Source organism: Celeribacter indicus (assembly GCF_000819565.1).
GTDB classification, from domain to species: Bacteria; Pseudomonadota; Alphaproteobacteria; order Rhodobacterales; family Rhodobacteraceae; genus Celeribacter; species Celeribacter indicus.
This window is the reverse complement of record NZ_CP004393.1, coordinates 1229046-1248015: the sequence shown is the minus strand read 5'-3', so window position 1 is coordinate 1248015 and position 18970 is coordinate 1229046. Positions and strand designations below refer to the sequence as shown.

General features: G+C 67.6%; 20 protein-coding genes. 4 read left to right on the top strand and 16 right to left on the bottom strand.

Annotated elements, in window-relative coordinates:
• Positions 1–17: 17 nt before the first annotated feature.
• Positions 18–791 (bottom strand): EcsC family protein, encoded by a 774-nt coding sequence (locus P73_RS06310; protein ID WP_082033133.1) that lies wholly within the window; start codon positions 789–791, stop codon positions 18–20.
• 16 nt (positions 792–807) lie between these two features.
• A complete protein-coding gene (locus tag P73_RS06305; RefSeq protein ID WP_043868936.1) occupies positions 808–1299 on the bottom strand; it encodes a GNAT family N-acetyltransferase in 492 nt (163 codons plus the stop codon).
• Between the two features lie 173 nt (positions 1300–1472).
• Here P73_RS06305 and P73_RS06300 point away from each other — a divergent pair, with 173 nt between their 5' ends.
• Positions 1473–2057 (top strand): flavin reductase family protein, encoded by a 585-nt coding sequence (locus tag P73_RS06300; protein WP_043868935.1) that lies wholly within the window; start codon positions 1473–1475, stop codon positions 2055–2057.
• Between the two features lie 100 nt (positions 2058–2157).
• Here the strand turns inward: P73_RS06300 and P73_RS06295 are convergent, their stop codons facing one another.
• From P73_RS06295 to P73_RS06285, 3 genes are all read right to left on the bottom strand, one after another.
• A complete protein-coding gene (locus tag P73_RS06295; RefSeq protein ID WP_420836133.1) occupies positions 2158–3726 on the bottom strand; it encodes a SulP family inorganic anion transporter in 1569 nt (522 codons plus the stop codon).
• 184 nt (positions 3727–3910) lie between these two features.
• Entirely contained in the window at positions 3911–4528 is a 618-nt protein-coding gene (locus tag P73_RS06290) for an aminotransferase class IV family protein (protein ID WP_043868933.1), read from the bottom strand.
• Positions 4521–5645, bottom strand: a complete 1125-nt coding sequence (locus P73_RS06285) for an aminodeoxychorismate synthase component I (RefSeq protein WP_043868932.1) — start codon at positions 5643–5645, stop codon at positions 4521–4523. The genes P73_RS06290 and P73_RS06285 overlap by 8 nt, the downstream gene beginning before the upstream one ends.
• 156 nt (positions 5646–5801) lie before the next feature.
• Between P73_RS06285 and P73_RS06280 the strand changes: the two genes are divergently transcribed.
• Positions 5802–6674 (top strand): S-methyl-5'-thioadenosine phosphorylase, encoded by an 873-nt coding sequence (locus tag P73_RS06280; RefSeq protein WP_043868931.1) that lies wholly within the window; start codon positions 5802–5804, stop codon positions 6672–6674.
• A 4-nt stretch (positions 6675–6678) separates the two neighbouring features.
• Positions 6679–7215, top strand: a complete 537-nt coding sequence (locus tag P73_RS06275; RefSeq protein ID WP_043868930.1) for an adenine phosphoribosyltransferase — start codon at positions 6679–6681, stop codon at positions 7213–7215.
• Between the two features lie 183 nt (positions 7216–7398).
• Here the strand turns inward: P73_RS06275 and P73_RS06270 are convergent, their stop codons facing one another.
• The 11 genes from P73_RS06270 to coxB form a co-directional block, all read right to left on the bottom strand.
• On the bottom strand, positions 7399–8811 hold the full coding sequence (locus tag P73_RS06270; protein ID WP_043868929.1) for an FAD-binding oxidoreductase: 1413 nt from the start codon (positions 8809–8811) through the stop codon (positions 7399–7401).
• 45 nt (positions 8812–8856) lie between these two features.
• Positions 8857–9678 carry an MBL fold metallo-hydrolase gene (locus P73_RS06265; protein WP_043868928.1) on the bottom strand — a complete coding sequence of 274 codons (822 nt, stop codon included), beginning with the start codon at positions 9676–9678 and terminating at the stop codon, positions 8857–8859.
• Between the two features lie 76 nt (positions 9679–9754).
• Complete coding sequence (locus P73_RS06260; protein WP_043868927.1) at positions 9755–10345, bottom strand: GNAT family N-acetyltransferase; 591 nt, start codon at positions 10343–10345, stop codon at positions 9755–9757.
• Complete coding sequence (locus tag P73_RS06255; RefSeq protein ID WP_043868926.1) at positions 10345–11604, bottom strand: M16 family metallopeptidase; 1260 nt, start codon at positions 11602–11604, stop codon at positions 10345–10347. Before P73_RS06255 ends, P73_RS06260 begins: the two co-directional genes overlap by 1 nt.
• The gene (gene thrC, locus P73_RS06250; protein ID WP_043868925.1) at positions 11601–12983 is read right to left on the bottom strand and encodes a threonine synthase; all 1383 of its coding nucleotides are present in this window, start codon (positions 12981–12983) and stop codon (positions 11601–11603) included. The genes P73_RS06255 and thrC overlap by 4 nt, the downstream gene beginning before the upstream one ends.
• 12 nt (positions 12984–12995) lie before the next feature.
• Complete coding sequence (locus tag P73_RS06245; protein ID WP_043868924.1) at positions 12996–13664, bottom strand: SURF1 family protein; 669 nt, start codon at positions 13662–13664, stop codon at positions 12996–12998.
• Between the two features lie 100 nt (positions 13665–13764).
• On the bottom strand, positions 13765–14568 hold the full coding sequence (locus P73_RS06240) for a cytochrome c oxidase subunit 3 (protein WP_043868923.1): 804 nt from the start codon (positions 14566–14568) through the stop codon (positions 13765–13767).
• Between the two features lie 42 nt (positions 14569–14610).
• Positions 14611–15192, bottom strand: coding sequence for a cytochrome c oxidase assembly protein (locus P73_RS06235; RefSeq protein ID WP_043868922.1), 582 nt, complete (start codon positions 15190–15192; stop codon positions 14611–14613).
• The gene (locus P73_RS25470; RefSeq protein ID WP_139267112.1) at positions 15192–15356 is read right to left on the bottom strand and encodes a cytochrome C oxidase assembly protein; all 165 of its coding nucleotides are present in this window, start codon (positions 15354–15356) and stop codon (positions 15192–15194) included. The genes P73_RS06235 and P73_RS25470 overlap by 1 nt, the downstream gene beginning before the upstream one ends.
• Positions 15356–16294, bottom strand: a complete 939-nt coding sequence (gene cyoE / locus P73_RS06230) for a heme o synthase (RefSeq protein ID WP_043868921.1) — start codon at positions 16292–16294, stop codon at positions 15356–15358. Before cyoE ends, P73_RS25470 begins: the two co-directional genes overlap by 1 nt.
• Before the next feature lie 136 nt (positions 16295–16430).
• Positions 16431–17336 carry a cytochrome c oxidase subunit II gene (coxB, locus tag P73_RS06225; RefSeq protein ID WP_043868920.1) on the bottom strand — a complete coding sequence of 302 codons (906 nt, stop codon included), beginning with the start codon at positions 17334–17336 and terminating at the stop codon, positions 16431–16433.
• A 181-nt stretch (positions 17337–17517) separates the two neighbouring features.
• Between coxB and tldD the strand changes: the two genes are divergently transcribed.
• Positions 17518–18939, top strand: coding sequence for a metalloprotease TldD (gene tldD / locus P73_RS06220; RefSeq protein ID WP_043868919.1), 1422 nt, complete (start codon positions 17518–17520; stop codon positions 18937–18939).
• Positions 18940–18970 lie beyond the last annotated feature (31 nt).

The following is an 18970-nucleotide window of genomic DNA, read 5'->3' as shown; positions in this document are numbered from 1 at the left end:
CCCCCGGAACGCCGGGACTAACGCGCCAGCTCCGCGCGCAGCATTTCCTTGAGCTCGTCGAAGCTGCGGTCGCTGTCCTCCGCGAGACGCATCATCGCGAAGCTCACATGCGCCATGTCCTGATAATAGGCGGTGAAGGCGTAATTCGTCGCCGCCCCCGCCACCGCACCCAAAACCGGCACGGTCTGGGTCGCGAGCTTCTGCCCCAGCACGACCGAAAGGCGCGGCGCGACCCGCGCGATGATGCCCTGGAGGGTCGCGCCGGTCAGCGTCGTGCGCGCCGCGAGAAAGCCGAGATCGGCCCCGTCGTCGCTCTCGAGCGGGCCGGCGGCGGCAAAGACCTGGATGCAGGCCTTGCGCACGTCGTCGCGGGAGGGATCGAAGCCGTAGTCCTCCGCAACGCCCTGGATCGCGTGCAGGAGCACCGTCGTCGTCACCGGCAGTTCCGCGAGCGCCGTCGGCAGCCCGCCCGCCCCGCCCGCGGCCCCGAGACCGGAAGTCACCGCCCGCGACAGCCATGTCCCGCCCTTCACAGCCCGCCGCCCGCGCGCCGCGCCGTCGAAGGCCATCTCGAGCGCGGACATCGTCGCCCCCTCGAGCCGGCCGCGCACCGGCGCGGGCAACCGGCCGAAAAGCCCGTCCGCCGTTCCGCCGACGAGGTTCAGAAGCTGCATGCCGGGATTGTTCGCCCGCTTCAGCCGCCGCGCGATCGCACGCACCGCCTCCGGCGTGGGCGCCTGGAGCACGGCATGGGTTCCATCGGTGAGCGCGGGCGGTCGTCTGGGTGTCATGCCCGGTAATGTGGTGTCAGACGTCCTTGTGGACAAGCCCTTCGACACCGTCCCAGGCGCCGGGGCGCAGGGCGACGCCGAGCACCCGGTCGGGGTTGGTGGGGGGCGGCATTTCGACGTGATCGAGCTTTTCGAACCCGAAGCGCGAATAATAGGGCTCGTCGCCCACCAGCATCACACGCTCCCAGCCGAGCTTCACCGCCTCCGCCATGCTCTCGTTGATCAGCATTCCGCCGAGCCCCTCGCCCTGGCGCGTCGGGTGGACCGCCACGGGACCGAGCAGGAGCGCGCGGTGTTCCCCCGCCCCGACGCGGATCGGCCAGTAGCGGATCGCGGCGGCGAGCACGCCGTCCTGGTCGCGGGCGACGAGGCAGAGATCGGCGACCTTCGGCACACCGTCGCGCAGGCGGTAGGAGGAGAGAAGCTCGCGTCCGGGCGCGAAACAGGTGTCATAGAGGGCCTCGACCTCCCACCAGTCCGCCTCGCTTTCCACTTCCAGCCGATACACGCCCGTCCCTTGTCCCTGTCCGCCCGCCGGTCGCTCACCTGCTATCACTTGTCCGGGGCGGCGTCCATGCCGCGCGCCGGGTCCGGCATCCGCCGGTCCTGCGCCCGCAAAAGCGGTTTCCCCCGACGCCGGGACGGTCTAATCCTGAGACAGGTCAAGGAAAGGAGCGCGCAATGTATTACCGCCCGGAGGACGGCCACGGTCTGCCGCACAACCCCTTCAACGCAATCGTGTCGCCGCGGCCGATCGGCTGGATTTCGACGCGCTCGGCCCGCGGGGTCGAAAATCTCGCGCCCTATTCCTTCTTCAACGCCGTCGCCTATGTCCCGCCGCAGGTGATGTTCGCCTCGACGGGCCGGAAGGACAGCCTTGCCAATATCGAACAGACCGGCGTCTTCTGCGTCAACCTCGTGGGAGCGAACCAGATCGCGGTGATGAACGCCTCCTCCGCCACACTCGGCCGGGCGGAGGACGAATTCACCCATTCCGGCGCCCTGCGCGCGCCCTGCCGGGAAATCGCCTGTTCGCGGGTGGAGGACGCGCCCGCCTCGCTCGAATGCCGCATGACGCAGATCCTGCGGCTCGCGGGGAAGGACAACCACGTCGTCTTCGGCGAGGTGGTGGGCATCCATATCCGCCCGGATTGCGTGATCGACGGCCGGTTCGACGTGGTGCACGCGCGGATGCTCGCCCGCCTCGGCTATCGCGACTACACCGAGGTGACGGAGATCTTCGAACTGGCGCGACCGGACGACTGACCACGCCGGGGCCCGGCCGTGGCATGAGTATTTTTGCAGCAAAGGAAACGGCAGGGGGGCGCCGGGGCGCCAACTTCCTGTCATTTTCGAACCTGTCGCCTCAGTGACCGGCGCCGAGCACGCCGGTGCGGACCTGGTAGTCCGTGGCGATCTCGTAATCGGGGTCGTCATCGCTGTCGATCATCAGATGGCCCGCCGCCTTCAGCAGGCGGTGGCAGTCGCGCGACAGGTGCCGGAGCTGGATGCGCTTGCCCGCCGCCTCGTATTTCGCGGCAAGGCTCTCGATCGCGTTCAGCGCCGACTGGTCGGCCACGCGGCTGTCGGAGAAATCGACGATCACCAGCGCGGGATCCTGCGCCGGGTCGAAGAGTTCGAGGAAGCCCTCGGCCGAGCCGAAGAAGAGCGGCCCCTGCACCTGATAGACCTTTGCGCCCTCCGGGGTTTCGTAGGACTTCGCATGGATGCGCCGCGCGTTCTGCCAGGCATAGGCGAGCGCCGAGACGATGACGCCCACGACCACCGCGACGGCGAGATCCTCGAGCACGGTCACCACGGTGACGAGCACGATCACGAAGGCATCGACCCGCGGCACCTTGCGCATGACGGTGAAGGAATTCCACGCGAAGGTGCCGATCACCACCATGAACATCACGCCGACGAGCGCGGCGAGCGGGATCTGTTCGATGAGCGGGCTCGCCGCGACGATGAAGAGCAGGAGGAACAGCGCGGCGGCAATGCCCGCAAGGCGGGTCCGCCCGCCGGATTTCACGTTGATCATCGACTGCCCGATCATCGCGCAGCCGCCCATGCCGCCGAAGAATCCGGTGACGACATTCGCGGCGCCCTGCGCGAGGCATTCCTGCGAGACCCCGCCGCGCTCGCCCTTGATCTCGCCGACGAGGTTGAGCGTGAGGAGGCTCTCGATCAGCCCCACGGCGGCGGCGATGAGCGCATAGGGAAAGATGATGCCGAGCACGGTCAGGAATTGCTCGGGGCTTTCGAACATCGGCACGGCGGGAATGTGGAACTCCGGCAGCCCCCCCTTGATCGTCGCCATGTCGCCGACGCGCGGCACGTCGATGCCGAAGGCGATCACCACGGCGGCGGTCACGAGAATCCCGGCGAGCGGCGCGGGCAGCACCGTCGTCAGCTTCGGCAGGAAATGGATCACCGCCATCGTCAGCCCGACGAGCCCCAGCATGATGGCCAGAGACAGGCCGGTCATGTAGCTGTCGGTGCCCGGCACCTTGAACTGGGTGAGCTGGGCGAGGAAGATGACGATGGCCAGCCCGTTGACGAAGCCGAGCATCACCGGATGCGGCACGAGGCGGATGAACTTGCCGAGGCGGAAGACACCTGCGAGCAGTTGCAGCACGCCCATCAGCACCACCGTGGCAAAGAGGTATTCGACGCCGTGATCGGCCACGAGGCTCACGAGCACCACGGCGATCGCCCCGGTCGCCCCCGAGATCATCCCCGGCCGTCCGCCGAACACGGCGGTGACGAGGCCCATGAGGAAGGCCGCGTAAAGCCCGACCAGCGGGTTGACCCCGGCGACGAAGGCGAAGGCGACCGCCTCCGGCACGAGCGCCAGCGCGACGGTCAGGCCGGAGAGCAGATCGGTCTTCGCCTGCGCGGGGGTCAGCGGGTAGGAGGGCGAGGAGCTGATGGAGAGGGTTTTCGCAAAACTTGCGAGCGCGGATTGGATCACGGGAGTCCCCAGATGTCGGGCGGATGTCAGGAAGGGTGCGTTTGCCGCCCCTCTTAACGCGGATGGGCGCCGACCGAAAGGCAAAATGCCATGGCGGGGCCAGGCCGCGTGGCAGGAGCGCCACAGGCCCGCGGCCGCGCCCTCAGGCGACCAGCTCCGCTCCGATCAGCCCGCGCAGGGCATTGCCGACCCGGATGCGCCGCGCCGCATGCAGGTCCGCGGCGGTGAGCACGCCCTCGGTGACGTCGCCCGTCCCGATCAGGGTCTCGCGCAGGATGCCGGGCAGCAGGCCGCTCGAGAGCGCGGGCGTGAGCCACTGCCCCTCGATCTCGAGAAAGACATTGGTGATCGTGCCCTCGCAGAGCTCGCCGCGCTCGTTGAGAAAGAGCCATTCGTCGATCCCCTCCGGCAGGTTGGCGCGCGCCTCGTCATAGAGGCTGCGTTCGGTCGTCTTCACCCGCAGCCAGGGATCGGCGCTCGACAGCCGCGCCTCATGCAGCGCGACACGCCAGAGCGGCTTTGCCGGCGCGAGCGGCCCGTCCTCCAGCTCCAGCGCCCCGTCGCGGGCAAGCGTGAGGCGCAGGCGGCGCGGCGCCTCGTGGGAGAACCCGTCCAGAAGCGCCGCCGCGCGCCCCGCGTCGAAGGCGATGCCGAGCGCCGCCGCCGTCCGGCCCATCCGCGCGACATGCCGCGCGGCACGCTCTGCGCCCCCGGCGGGGGCGTATCCCAGCGTCTCGATGATGCGGAACCCGTCAGCCATGGCCGCCCTCCTCCAGTTCGGCAAACCGCGCCTTCAGAAGCGCCTCGTCATATTCGCCCCGCGCGTCGCTGTCGTAAACCACCCCGCCGCCGACATGCAGGCGAAGGATCTCCCCCGCCTTTTCCAGCGTGCGGATCGCCACGTTGAATTCGGAACGCCCGTCGGGCGCGGCCCAGCCGATCGAGCCGCAATAGACGCCGCGTGGTCCCGCCTCGAGGTCGCGGAGGATCTGCATCGCGCGGATCTTCGGCGCGCCGGTGATGGAGCCGCAGGGAAAGAGTGCGCGGAAGATATCCCCGAGGCGGAGGCCGGGCAACAGCCGCGCGGTCACGGTCGAAGTCATCTGATGCACCGTCGCATAGGTTTCGATGGTGAAGAGATCGGGCACCTTCACCGATCCGACCTCCGAAATCCGCGACAGGTCGTTGCGCAGCAGATCGACGATCATCAGGTTCTCGGCCTGGTTCTTTTCCGAGGCGGCGAGCCAGTCCCGCGCGGCCCTGTCGTCGGCCTCCGTGCGCCCGCGCGGCACGGTGCCCTTCATCGGCCGCACGGAAATGCCGCCCTGCCCGTCGGTCTCGTAGAAGAGTTCGGGCGAGCGCGACAGGATCGCGTCGCCGTTGCCGCACTCGATCAGCACGCCATGCCCGACCGGCTGCCGGGCGGCAAGGCGGTCATAGAGCGCGCGGGGCGAAAGTGCGGTGGCGAGGGAGAGCGGAAAGGTCAGGTTGGCCTGATAGATGTCGCCGGCACGGATATACCGCGCGACCCTGTCGAAGGCGCGGGCATAGTCGTCGGCGCTCCACGCCGGGCGGAGGGACGTGCCGCCGTGCGCCGCCGCGCGCCGCCGCACGGGCCCGCCCGGCGCGTCATAGAGCCCGACCTCCAGAAGCGGCCAGTGCCGCTCCCGCGGAAGGCACGGCAGGAGCCGCGGCTCGAAGCAATAGCCGAGCTCATAGGTGAAATAGCCGGCGAGCCAGGCGCCGCCCGACTGCGCCGCCGCGAGCCGCGCAAAGGCCGCCTCGACCTGCTCCGGCCGCTCCGCGCGCACGATTTCCCGCGCGCCGTCGAAGACCGCACCGCGCCCGCCGGGCCCCCTGTCGAACTCGATCCGCATCGCTCCTCCGCCCCATGCAAGGTGGGCGGCATGTAAAGAGGTCCCCGGAGCTTTGGCAAGAGCCGGGAAAGCCCCGCCGCGTCGCTTTTGCCGCTTGCGTGCCGCGGCGCGGCACCGCAAACTCGCCCCGCGCAACGGAGACGGCGGAGGCAAGGCATGGAACGCGTGATCGGCGTGATGGGCGGATCAGGAGTCTACGAGATCGAGGGTCTCGAGGAGGCACGATGGCAGAGCGTGGAGACCCCCTGGGGCGCGCCCTCCGACGCGGTTCTCACCGGCGTGCTGTCGGGGGTGAGGATGGCCTTTCTGCCCCGCCACGGGCGCGGCCATGTCCATGGCCCCTCGAGCGTCAACTACCGCGCCAATATCGACGCGCTGAAACAGCTCGACGTCACCGATCTCGTGTCCGTCTCCGCCGTCGGCTCGTTCCGCGAGGAGATGGCGCCGGGCGATTTCGTCATCGTCGACCAGTTCATCGACCGCACCTTCGCGCGGGAGAAATCCTTTTTCACGAGCGGCTGCGTGGCGCATGTCTCTGTCGCGCATCCGGTCTGCGACCGCCTGTCGGACATCGCCTTCGAGGCGGCGCGCGGGACCGGCGTCTCCGTCCACCGGGGCGGCACCTATCTGGCGATGGAAGGTCCGCAATTCTCCTCGGTGGCCGAAAGCAGGATGTATCGCGACTGGGGCTGCGACGTGATCGGCATGACCAACATGCCCGAGGCAAAACTCGCGCGGGAGGCGGAGATCTGTTATGCCTCCGTGGCGATGGTGACGGATTACGACAGCTGGCATCCCGGTCACGGCGCGGTGGAGATCACCGATATCCTCGCGACGCTCAGGGCGAACACCGCCAATGCGAAGGCGCTCGTCGCCGCCCTGCCCGGCCTTCTCGGCGCGACCCATGCCCCCTGCCCCCACGGCTGCGACCGCGCGCTCGAACATGCGATCATGACCGCCCCGGAAAAGCGCGACCCCGCACTGGTCTCGAAACTCTCGACCGTGGCGGGTCGTGTGCTGAAAGGGTGATCCGATGCAGACGAAGACCGTCCGCGACTATATCCGCACCATCGTCGACTTCCCGCACGAGGGCATCCTGTTTCGCGACGTCACCACGCTTTTCGCCGATCCGCGCGGGATGCGCCTCGCCGTCGACCAGCTTCTCGATCCCTATGTCGGCCAGCGCATCGACAAGGTCGTGGGGCTCGAGGCGCGCGGCTTCATCCTCGGCGGGGCGATCGCGCACCAGTTGTCCATCGGCTTCGTCCCGATCCGCAAGAAGGGCAAGCTTCCCGGCGCGGTGATCTCGGAGGACTATCAGCTCGAATACGGCGAGGCCGTGGTCGAGATCCATCACGATGCGATCGAGGCCGGGGAGAAAGTGCTCATGGTCGATGACCTGCTCGCGACGGGCGGCACGGCGGCGGCGGGGATCCGGCTCGTCGAACGGCTCGGCGGAGAGATCGTCGGTTGCGCCTTCATCGTCGATCTGCCGGATCTCGGCGGCCGCAGGAAGCTCGAGGAACTGGGCTACGACATTCACGCCCTTTGCCGGTTCGACGGGGCGTGAAAAGAATTGCATCTATTTTCGCGACGTAAACGGTTTGGTAACGAAGTCGGGCGAAAGTGAACCCGTCCCGAAGGAGCCGGGACGCTGTTTGCACCACATGTGAAACCTTTCACATCGGCCGCCCGACCACCCCCCCAACGTCGGGCGGCCTTCCCTTTCCGCAGCAATGCCTCTCCCGCCGCCTCAGCCGCGCAGGACCGCACCGGGATTCATGATGCCCTTGGGATCGAGCGCCTTCTTGATCGCGCGCATCGCCGCGAGCGCCGTGGGGTCGCCATAGCGTTCGAGGTCCCCGACCTTGAGCCGCCCGACCCCGTGCTCGGCGGAGAAGGAACCGTCATATTCGGCGACGAGGTCATGGACCACGCGCGCGACCTCGCCGCGAATCGCGTCGTAGTCCGACCTGTCGCGGCCCTGTGCCGGAAAGGCGTTGTAATGCAGGTTGCCGTCGCCCAGATGCCCGAAACAGTTCACCCGGATCTCGCCGAGCGCCTGCAACCGCCGCTGCCCCTCGGGAATGAACTCCGGGATCCGCGAAATCGGCACCGAGATGTCATGCGAGGAAATCGCGCCCACCGCCTTGTTGGCGAGCGGAATGCTCTCGCGCACGGCCCAGAAGGCCTGGCGCTGTGCCTCGCTCTGGGCGATCACGCCGTCGCTGACGAGACCCGCCTCCAGCGCCGCCTCGAACACCGCCGCGAGCATCGCGTCGGGATCGGAGGCCCCGGAGACGCCGAGATCGACCAGCACCGACCAGTCCGGCGGCACGGCAAAGGGCTGGCGCACGGCCGGGAACGTCTCCGCGAGGAAGCGCAGCCCGACGCCGGAGATCAGTTCGAAGGCGGAGATCTCCTCCCCCACGAGCCGCTGTGCGAGCCGCAGCAGCCCGATGGCCGCCGCCGGCGAGGCCACGGTGAAGATCGCCGCGCCGGCGCGCTCCGGCAGCGGAAAGAGACGCAGCGAGGCCGCGGTGATCACGCCGAGCGTGCCCTCCGCCCCGATCAGCAGGTCCTTGAGATCGTAGCCCGTGTTGTCCTTTCTCAGCCGCTTCAGCCCGTGCAGGATCTGCCCGTCGGGCAGAACCGCCTCGATCCCGAGGCACAGCTCGCGCGCGTTGCCGTAGCGCAGCACGTTGAGCCCGCCCGCATTGGTCGAGAGATTGCCCCCGATCCGGGCGGAGCCCTCCGCCCCGAGCGAAAGCGGGAAGAGCCGGTCCGCCGCCCGCGCCGCGGCCTGCACATCGGCGAGGATCGCACCGGCTTCGGCGACGATCACGTTCTCCTCCGGATAGACCGCGCGGATCCGCGCCATGCGCTCGAGCGAGATCACGACCGGCGCGGGCCCCTCGTGGAGCACCTGCCCGAGCACCAGCCCCGTGCCGCCGCCGAGCGGCACGACCCCCACCTCCGCCGCGTTGCAGACGCGCAGGACCGTTGCGACCTCCTCCACCGTGGCCGGCCGCGCCACGACCGCGGCCTGCCCCTGATAACGCCCGCGCGGATCGGCCAGCTCGCCCTCGCGCAGCGCACGCAGGCTGCCGGGCGGCAGGCTCTCTTCGAGGGTCTGGAGGAAGGCGGGAGAAGCGGTCTTGGGCATCGGGACGTCCTTTGCCCGAAGGTGTACCCCGCCGCGCCGCGGGTCTCAATCGGAAAGCATTTGCGGCTCGAGCACCATGATGGTGGGCCGCTGCGGCAGGCGGTCGAGGGAGACGAGCAGTTCCGGCCCCTGTGTCTCGATCACCTGGAACTGCTCGCCCATCTCGTCGAGGAACCGTTCGAGCCCGTAGCGCGAGAACCAGTGCATCGGGATCACGATGGAGGAGCGCATCCGCTCCACGATCCGCGCCATCAGGTCGACCGGGATCGTATAGCCGCCATCGACCGGCGCCATCAGCACATCGACCCGCCCGATCGCGGCATATTGTTCCTCCGACGGTTCCTGATGCAGGTGGCCGAGATGGCCGATGCAGAGCCCCGCCGCCTCGAAAAGGAAGATCGAATTGCCGCTCTCCTCCCGCCCGCCGCCCATGCGGATATCCGTCGTGACATTGCGGATGCGCATCGCGCCGAGATCGAGATCGTGCTCCGCCCCCTTGCCGAATTCGCCCCAGCCCTCGAGCACATGCGGAATGCCCTCGGGCACGTTCGTGGTGTAATGGCTCGAATGCGCGTGGTTCATCGTGACCACGTCGGGCAGCCAGCCCGTCGCGCCGATATAGCCGTTGAAATCGGTGACGGCGGAAATGTCTCCGGCCTCGATGGCGAGCATGGCATGGGCGATATAATGGATGCGGACCGTGTCCTCCGGCAGCGGCTCTCCGACCGCGGCCTTCCACAGATAGTCGACACCCGGCGTCTCCTGTGCCAGCGCCTGACAGTGACTTGGGATCCGCTCCGCCCCCTCCTGCGCCGCCGCGGCAGAGGCCAGAACTCCGAAAGACAGACCGTAAAATGCCGACCGCATCGCGCTCTCCCGCCGCTCGAACGGGCAGAGGATAGCGGCGAATCCCCCGTCACGCCTCTTCACAAGGCCGTGCGCGTCAGGCCAGCCCGATCTGCGTCGGACCGCGCCGGTCGTGGCGCAGCGCGGCATAGAGCACATGGTTGCGCCAGCGCCCGTTGATCTGGAGATAGGCCTGGGCCACGCCCTCGTACTTGTAGCCGCATTTCTCGAGCAGACCGCGCGAGGCGGTGTTCTCCGGCAGGCAGGCGCTCTCGATCCGGCTGAGATCGAGCCGGGTGAAGGCATGGTGCAGGAGAGCCGTCACGGCCTCGCGCATGTAGCCGTGGCGGGCGTACCGCGCGCCGATCCAGTAGCCCACCGTGCCCATCTGCGCCGGTCCCCGGCGGATGTTGTCGAGCGTCACCGCCCCCAGAAGCGCCGCATCCTCCCGCCGGATCAGGAACAGCGGCAGGGCGCTGTCGCTGCGCGCGCTGCGCTCCGCCCAGAAGACCCGGTTCGTGAAACTCTTGCGCGAGAGGTGATCCTCCGACCAGGTCGGCTCCGAGGGTTGCAGGAAGGCCGCGCTTTCCGCGCGCAGCCGGGACCAGTCGCGATAGTCCGAATGTTGCGGCAGGCGAAGCACGAGGCGCTCCGTGTCGATCCTGACCTTCGGACGGCGCTTGAGCATCAGGCGGCGAACCTCTCGCGCAGATCCTCGAGCTCCGGGGCGGATTTCACCGGTCCGTACAGCGCCATGGAGGCCCGGCCCGTGCCGGAGGCCGCCAGGAAGGCCCGCACCTGATCGAGCGTCACCGCGTCGATCCGCGCCACCGTTTCCTCGAGCGGCGGCACCCTGCCCCAGATGCCTATCATCCGCGCATTGCGCTCGGCGCGCGAGGACGGGCTCTCCAGCCCCATCAGGAGCCCGGCCTTGATCTGCGCCCGCGCGCGGTCGACCTCCTCGGCCGTCATCTCCCCGGCGGCGCGCTTCATCTCGTCGATCGTGACCTCCGCCAGTTCGCGCACCTGTTCGCCCGAGGTGCCGGCGTAGATCGTCGTGAGCCCGGTGTCGAAATAGGCGCCGGACTGGGCGTAGATCGTGTAGCAGAGGCCGCGGCGTTCGCGCAGTTCCTGGAACAGCCGGGAGGACATCCCCCCGCCCAGGGCGGTGGTCGCCGCCTGCGCCACGTAGATGTCGGCATCGCGATAGCCCGGCCCCTCGAAGGCGAGCGTGAAATGCGCCTGTTCGAGCTTCTTCACCTTGCGGAATTCGCCGCCCTCGAACCGGGCCGGATCGGCGTGGTCCTGCCCATGCGGCCTGAGCCCGCCGAAAATCTCCCCCGCCTCCGCGACGATGCGGTCGTGATCGACATTGCCCGAGGCCGAAAGGATCATCCGCTCCGGCGAATAATGCTCCTCGACGAAGCCCGCGAGATCGTCGCGGGAAAACGCGCTCACCCGCTCCGCCGGGCCGAGGATCGTGCGCCCGAGCGGCTGGCGCGGATAGGCCGCTTCCTGCAACCAGTCAAAGATCACGTCATCCGGCGTGTCGAGCGACTGGCCGATCTCCGACAGGATCACGCCGCGCTCGACCTCGAGCTCATGAGGATCGAACACCGGATTGAGCACGATATCCCCGATCACATCGAGCGCGAGCGACACGTCGTCCTTCAGCACCCGCGCGTAATAGGCCGTCGTCTCCCGCGTCGTATAGGCGTTGAGATAGCCGCCGACATTCTCGAGCACCTCCGCGATTTCCAGCGGGCTGCGCCGCGTCGTGCCCTTGAACGCCATGTGTTCGAGGAAATGCGCGATCCCGTTCTGCTCGATCCGCTCGTGCCGCCCGCCCGCAAGCACCCAGACGCCGACAGCGGCGCTCTGCATCGAGGGTTGCAGTTCGGTGACGACGCGGAAACCGTTGGGGAAGGTATGGAGGCGGGGACTCAAGCAAGACGCTCCTTGATCAGGGATTTCAGCCGGTCGAGGTCGTTCGGCACGACGGTGAAACGTTCCTCGCGCGCGAAAAGGTCCGCCATGCGCTCGGGCAGCGCGGGATGGATCCCGCAGGCGGCCTCCACGGCGGCCGGGAACTTCGCCGGATGCGCGGTCGACAGCGTGATCATCGGCTCGGACCCCAGATGTTCCTCCGCGACCTTGACCGCGACGGCGGTATGCGGGCAAAGCACCTCGCCCGTGCGCGCGTGCATCGCCGCGATGGTGGCCGTGGTCTCCTCCTCGGAGGCACGGCCGGAGGCGAAGATGTCGCGCAGCCGCTCCATCGCGCCCTGGCTGATCGCGAACTGCCCCGACTTCAGCTCGTCCATGAGCTGCGCGATGGCCGCGCCCTCCCGGTCGTAGACGTCGAACAGCGCGCGCTCGAAATTGGAGCTGACCTGGATGTCCATCGAGGGGCTCATCGAGGGGGCGACGCCCTCCTTCGTATAGGCGCCGGTTTCCATCGTGCGGTGCAGGATGTCGTTCTGGTTCGTCGCGATCACCAGCGTCTCGACCGGAAGGCCCATGCGTTTCGCGACATAGCCCGCGAAGATGTCGCCGAAATTGCCCGTCGGCACGGTGAAGGACACCTTGCGATGCGGCGCGCCGAGCGACAGCGCGGAGGAGAAGTAATAGACCACCTGAGCCAGCACCCGCGCCCAGTTGATCGAATTCACCGCGGCGAGCTTCACATGGTCGCGGAAGCCGATGTCCGCGAACATCTCCTTGAGCGCAGCCTGGCAATCGTCGAAATCGCCCTCGACCGCCAGGGCGTGCACATTGGTCTCGGGCGGCGTCGTCATCTGGCGCCGCTGCACGTCGGAAACGCGCCCGTTCGGGAACAGGATGAATACATCCACGTTGTCGAGGCCCTTGAACGCCTCGATCGCAGCGGAGCCGGTGTCGCCCGAGGTGGCGCCGACGATGGTCACATGCTCGCCCCGCCGCGACAGCGCCGCCTGGAAGAGCTGGCCGATGAGCTGCATCGCGAAATCCTTGAAGGCGAGCGTCGGCCCGTGGAACAGCTCCAGCAGGAAGTGGTTCGGACCGAGCTGCACCAGCGGCGCGCGCGCGTCATGGCCGAAGCCCGCATAGGCCCGCGCGATGATCCCGCGGAATTCCTCGTCGCCGAACGTGTCGCCGACGAAGGGACGCATCACGCGGAAGGCGATCTCCTCATAGGGCAGGCCGGCCATGGCGGCGATCTCCGCCGCGCTCATCGTCGGGATCGTCTCGGGCACGTAGAGCCCGCCGTCGGAGGCGAGCCCGGTGAGCATGGCCTCTTCGAAATTCAGCACCGGCGCATCGCCGCGGGTCGAGATGTAACGCATGGTCTCCGCTCGTCAGACAGTTCTGGCCCTGATACGCCACAACAGAAACAGTGTCATCCCCAACCAGACGGCGGCGAGCGAAAACCACGTGATCGCATATTGCAGATGGTCGTTCGGGATGCCCTCCGTGCCCACGGGCATCGGCTCGATCCCCGGCCCGGTCGCCTCGCGCGCGACGATCAGCACGGGCTCGGTGCCGAGCGCCGCGGCCATCGCCGGAATGTCCCGTCCGAACCAGATGTTCCGCCCGAGGTCGGGCGACGGCGTCGAACTGTTCATGTCGTCGGGCCAGTGCAGGTTGCCCGTCACCGTCGCCGCGCCCGTCTCCCGCTCCGCGTCCTTTTCCATGTCCCCGACGAAGCCGCGGTCGAGCAGAACGCGCCGCCCGTCCTCCGTGGTGAAGGGGGCGACGATCAGGTATCCCGCGCCGATCTGCTTGCGCGACACCAGCACATGAAGCTCCTCCTCCCCGATCACGCCCGCCACCCGGACGGGCAGGTATTTCATCGACGGGTCGATGTCCTCGGGCAGCGCGACCGGTTCCGCGCCGATCTCCGCCTCGATCTCCGCGAGCACGCCCTGTTTCCACTCGAGGCGGCGCAATTGCCAGGTGCCGAGCGCGATGAGGATCGCGCAGCCGATCAGCCCGATCGCGAGCGGGAAGATCATCCGTCGAACCATGTCCCCTCCATGACAACTGCCCGGACCGCCCCACGGAAAAAGGGCGCGGATCCCGCGCCCTTCATATCCGTCGGAAATCGTGTCTCGGACAACCGGGCGCTTACTGGCCCCAGATATAGACCACGACGAAGAGGAAAAGCCACACCACATCGACGAAGTGCCAGTACCATGCGGCGGCCTCGAAACCGATGTGGTCCTCCGGCGTGAAATGCCCCTTCATCGCCCGCACGAGGCAGACGAGCAGGAAGATCGTCCCGATGATGACGTGGAAACCGTGGAAGCCGGTGGCCATGAAGAAGGAGCCGAAGAAGAAATCACCGCCGAAGGTCCAGCCCTCGTGCACGAGAAGCTCGTAATATTCATAGGCCTGGAAGACGGTGAAGATGCCGCCGAGCCCGGCGCCGATGGCAAGCCCCGCGACCAGGTCCTTGCGGACGTTGCCATGCACGAGCGCGTGGTGCGCCCAGGTCACGGCGGCGCCCGAACACAGCAGGATCAGCGTGTTGATCAGCGGCAGGTGGAAGGCGTCGACGGGGACGATCTCCGGCCGCGCGTATTCCGTGCCGGCATAGGTCCACATCGGGTAGAGCGCGTTCTTGAAGAAGGCCCAGAACCACGCCGCGAAGAACATCACCTCCGACATGATGAAGAGGATGAAGCCATAGCGCAGGCCGATGCGGACCACCGGCGTATGGTCGCCCGCCTCGTTTTCGCGGATCGTGTCGCCCCACCAGCTCCACATCACGTAAAGCGTGCCGAGGAAGCCCACGAGGAAGATGTAAGGATTGTCGTTGGCCATCCACATCACCGCCCCGAAAAGCATGATGAAGGCGGCAACGGCGGCCATCAGCGGCCAGGGCGACGGCGGCAGGATGTGGTAGTCGTGGTTCTTTTCATGCGCCATTATATGCGTCCCTCTCCCTTGAGGTAGTGGCCCCGTGCGGGGTTAGTTGAGATCGCTGGCCTTCGGCGCGCCGTCGTCATAGGCGGCGTAATCCTCGGGCAGATCCGCTTCGTGAAACGTGTAGGACAGGGTGATGCGATGGACATATTTCGCGTCCCTGTCGGTGGTGATGTCGGGATCGACGTAGAAGGTCACCGGCATGAGCACCCGCTCGCCCGGTTCCAGGGCCTGTTCGGTGAAACAGAAACAGTCGATCTTCGTGAAAAACCCGCCCGCCTCGTAGGGCGCGACATTGTAGGAGGCCGTCCCGCCGATCACCCGGTCTGTCGGGTTGTAGGCCTCGTAGAAGGCCAGGCCGGTCTCGCCGATGCGCAGGTCCATCGTGTTCTGCACCGGCTTGAATTCCCAGGGCATGTCGGGATCGGTATTGGCGACGAAGCGGATCTTCATCGTCTCGTCGAGGATCACGTCGGAGCCTTCGGCGGCCTGCGCGGTGGTGCCGCCAAAGCCCGTCACCCGGCAGAACCAGCTGTAGAACGGGACCGCCGCCCAGGCGAGCGCGCCCATGACGACGACCACGCCGACAAGCTGCACCACCGTCTTCTGCGGGCCCCGGAGCGCCATTACCGCGCGACCTCCTCTTGCGCCATGCGCGACGGATCGAGCACGGTCACCTTCACCACCGTCAGCCCCAGCATCAGCAGCACGAAGATGCCGAGCGCGAGGCCGAGGCCCACATTGCGCGAGCGGCGGCGGTCGTGGATTTCGTGGAGTTTCGTGATCGCCATCAGAACGGGCCTCCGATCCCGAAGGCAAAAAGCGCCTTGTCGGCCATCAGGGCCATGAAATGCAGGAACGTGTAGACGAGCGACAGCTTGAAGAAGGCGCGCTCCGCCCGGTAGCCGTCGGCCTCCGCCTCCGCCTCGTCGCGGCGGTAGAGCTTCACCGCGCCCGCGAGGAACAGCCCGTTCATGACGAGGAACACCGCGAGATAGGCCCAGCCGGCGATCGGCGTGACGAAGAGCGCGGCGGCGGTGAGCGCGAGGATCACCGTGTAGACGAGGATATGGGTCCGGGTCGCGCGCTTGCCGTGGGTCACGGTCAGCATCGGCACCTTCGCCTTGTCGTAATCCGAATTCATGAACAGCGCGAGCGACCAGAAATGCGGCGGCGTCCACATGAAGATGAGCAGGAACATCAGCACCGAGGAGAGCGAGACGTCGCCCGTCACCGCCGCCCAGCCGATCATCGGGGGAAAGGCCCCCGCCGCGCCGCCGATCACGATGTTCTGCGGCGTCGCGCGCTTGAGCCAGATCGTGTAGACCACGGCATAGAAGAAGATGGTGAAGGCCAGCAGCGCCGCCGCCGCCCAGGTGGTCGCGAGGCCGAGCATGACCACGGCGAATCCCGAAAGCACGAGGCCGAGGCCCAGCGCCTCCTCCGGTGCGATCCGGCCGGCGGGGATCGGCCGGTCCTTCGTGCGTTTCATCACCCGGTCGATATCGGCATCATACCACATGTTGAGCGCGCCCGAGGCGCCGCCGCCGATGGCGATGCAGAGCACCGCGAAGAAGCCGAGGAAGGGATGGATGCCGCCGGGGGCGACGACGAGCCCCGCGAAGGCCGTGAAGACGACGAGCGACATCACCCGCGGCTTCAGGAGGGCGAGGTAATCGCCGAAACCCGCCTCCCGGTCGTCGTCCAGAATGATCGTCGCGTCAGTCATCGCCTGTGCCTATTCATCTGCCCCGCCGCGATCCGGGCTTTGCCTCTTGATCGGACGGGGGCTTTCGTGCGTGGGTCTTGCATATGCGGGCGGGGCGGTGGTTCCGCCCCTGCCCTTCGTCTCGTTGCGTCGCCGCTCAGTCGGCGGAGGCGAGCCGGACCGTGCGCGGCGCGGTTTCCGCGCTGGCATATTCCTCGCGCGCGCCCTCGAGCCAGGTCTCGTATTCCTCCTCGGTCACGACGCGCACCGTGATCGGCATATAGGCGTGGTCCTTGCCGCAAAGCTCGGAACACTGGCCGAAGAAGGTGCCGGTGCGCTCCGCCTTGAACCACAGCTCCGCGACGCGGCCGGGCACGGCGTCCTGCTTGACGCCGAAGGCCGGGATGGTCCAGCTGTGGATCACGTCCGCGCCGGTCACGCCCATCACGATCGTCTTGCCGACCGGGACCACGACCTGCGTGTCCGTCGCCAGGAGGAACTGGTCCGGCGTATAGCCCGCGTCGACGAGCATCTGCTCGACCTCGGGCGTGCGCCGGTACTCGCCGCCCGTCGCCGGCTGGCCGATCATGTAGCTGTCGAAGGCGATGCCCTCGTCGGGATATTCGTAGCCCCAGTACCACTGATAGCCCGTCACCTTGATATAGATGTCGCCGTCCGGGATTTCCTGCTGCTTGAACAGGACGGGAAGCGAATAGGCGCCGATCACCACGAGGATGAGAATCGGCAGAAGCGTCCAGGCCACCTCGATCGGGGTGTTGTGGGTGAATTTCGCCGGGGTCTTGTTGGCGCGGGCGTTGTAGCGCACCACGACCCACAGGATCAGCAGCGTGACGAAGGCGACGATCACCGCGGTGATGATCGTGAGCATGTGGTCGAGGCCGTGCAGGTCGCGGGCGAGCTCGGTCGCCGCGGGCTGGAATCCCATCTTGCCGTTGATAGGCTCCCCGACGAGATCGCCGGTGTCCTGGGCGATGGCCTGAGCCGCACCGATGGTAGTGAGAAATGCGGCCGAAAGAGCGGCCCGAAGGGGATATGTGCGCATAGTCTCTTCCCTAGTGTTGCGACCAAGGATCTCACCCCTCGCGCCGCAGCCCCGTTCAACCGGGAGCATTTTCGTTTGAGTCTGCTCCATCAGAAACCATATTAGGCCAGATGGGACAAGAATTCTGCTCCGCTTTGAGCGGTTTTTTTGATCCGGATCAAGCCCCGAGGGAGAAAAATCCGTGCCTGTGCGACGTTTTGAACCATTTACAGATACACTCGATCGCGACAGCGCCCTGTCGACTCTGCGCGATGCCGTCGAAGGCGCCGATGACGGCGAACTGTTCCTCGAACGGCGCACATCCGAGGGGCTCGTTTTCGATGACGGACGGATTCGCACGGCCTCCTACGACGCCTCAGAGGGATTCGGCCTGCGCGCCGTGCGGGGCGAGACCGCGGGCTATGCCCATTCGACCGAGATTTCCGAGGCGGCGATCCGGCGCGCGGCGGAAACCGCCCGGCTCGCCGTGGGCGACGGCGGCGGCACGCTGGCCGAGGGGCCGCGCGCGACCAACCTGCGCCTCTACACCGACGAGAACCCGCTCGAGGGCACATCCTTCGAGGCCAAGATCGAGACCCTCTCCGAGATCGACGCCTACCTGCGCGATCTCGACAAGCGCGTGGTCCAGGTCAGCGCCTCGCTCGCGGCCTCCCACCAGGAGGTGTTCATCCTGCGGCCGGAGGGCACGCTCGTCTCCGACATCCGCCCGCTCGCGCGGCTGTCGATCTCCGTCATCGTCGAACAGGCGGGGCGGCGCGAAAGCGGCAACGCCGGCGGCGGCGGGCGCTTCGGCCTGACCGGCCTCGTCGATCCCGCCCACTGGAAGCCCGTCGCGCGCGAGGCGCTGCGGATCGCCACCGTCAATCTCGAGGCCGTACCCGCCCCCGCCGGGGTGATGGACGTGGCGCTCGGGCCGGGCTGGCCGGGGGTGCTGCTGCACGAGGCGGTGGGCCACGGGCTCGAGGGCGATTTCAACCGCAAGAAGACCTCGGCCTTCGCCGGCCTGATGGGCCAGCAGGTCGCGGCGCGGGGCGTCACCGTGCTCGACGACGGCACGCTCCCCGACCGGCGCGGCTCGCTCACCGTCGACGACGAGGGCACGCCGAGCTCGAAAACCACGCTGATCGAGGACGGCATCCTCGTCGGCTACATGCAGGACCGCCAGAACGCGCGCCTCATGGGGGTCGAGCCGACCGGCAACGGCCGGCGCGAGAGCTTTGCCCATGCCCCGATGCCGCGGATGACCAACACCTACATGCTCGGCGGCGACGCAGCCCCCGAGGAGATCGTCGCGGACATGAAGGACGGGATCTATGCCGTGGGCTTTTCCGGCGGGCAGGTCGACATCACCAACGGCAAGTTCGTCTTCAACTGCACCGAGGCCTACCGCGTGCAGGACGGCCGGATCGGCGCACCGGTGAAGGGCGCGACGCTGATCGGCGACGGCGCGACCGCGATGAAGCATGTGCGCGCGATCGGCAACGACATGGCACTCGATCCGGGGGTCGGCATGTGCGGCAAGCAGGGCCAGTCCGTGCCCGTGGGCGTCGGCCAGCCGACGCTCCTGATCGGCGGACTCACGGTCGGCGGCTCCGCGACCTGAGGCGGGATTTCGCTCCGCGGGATGAAAGGAG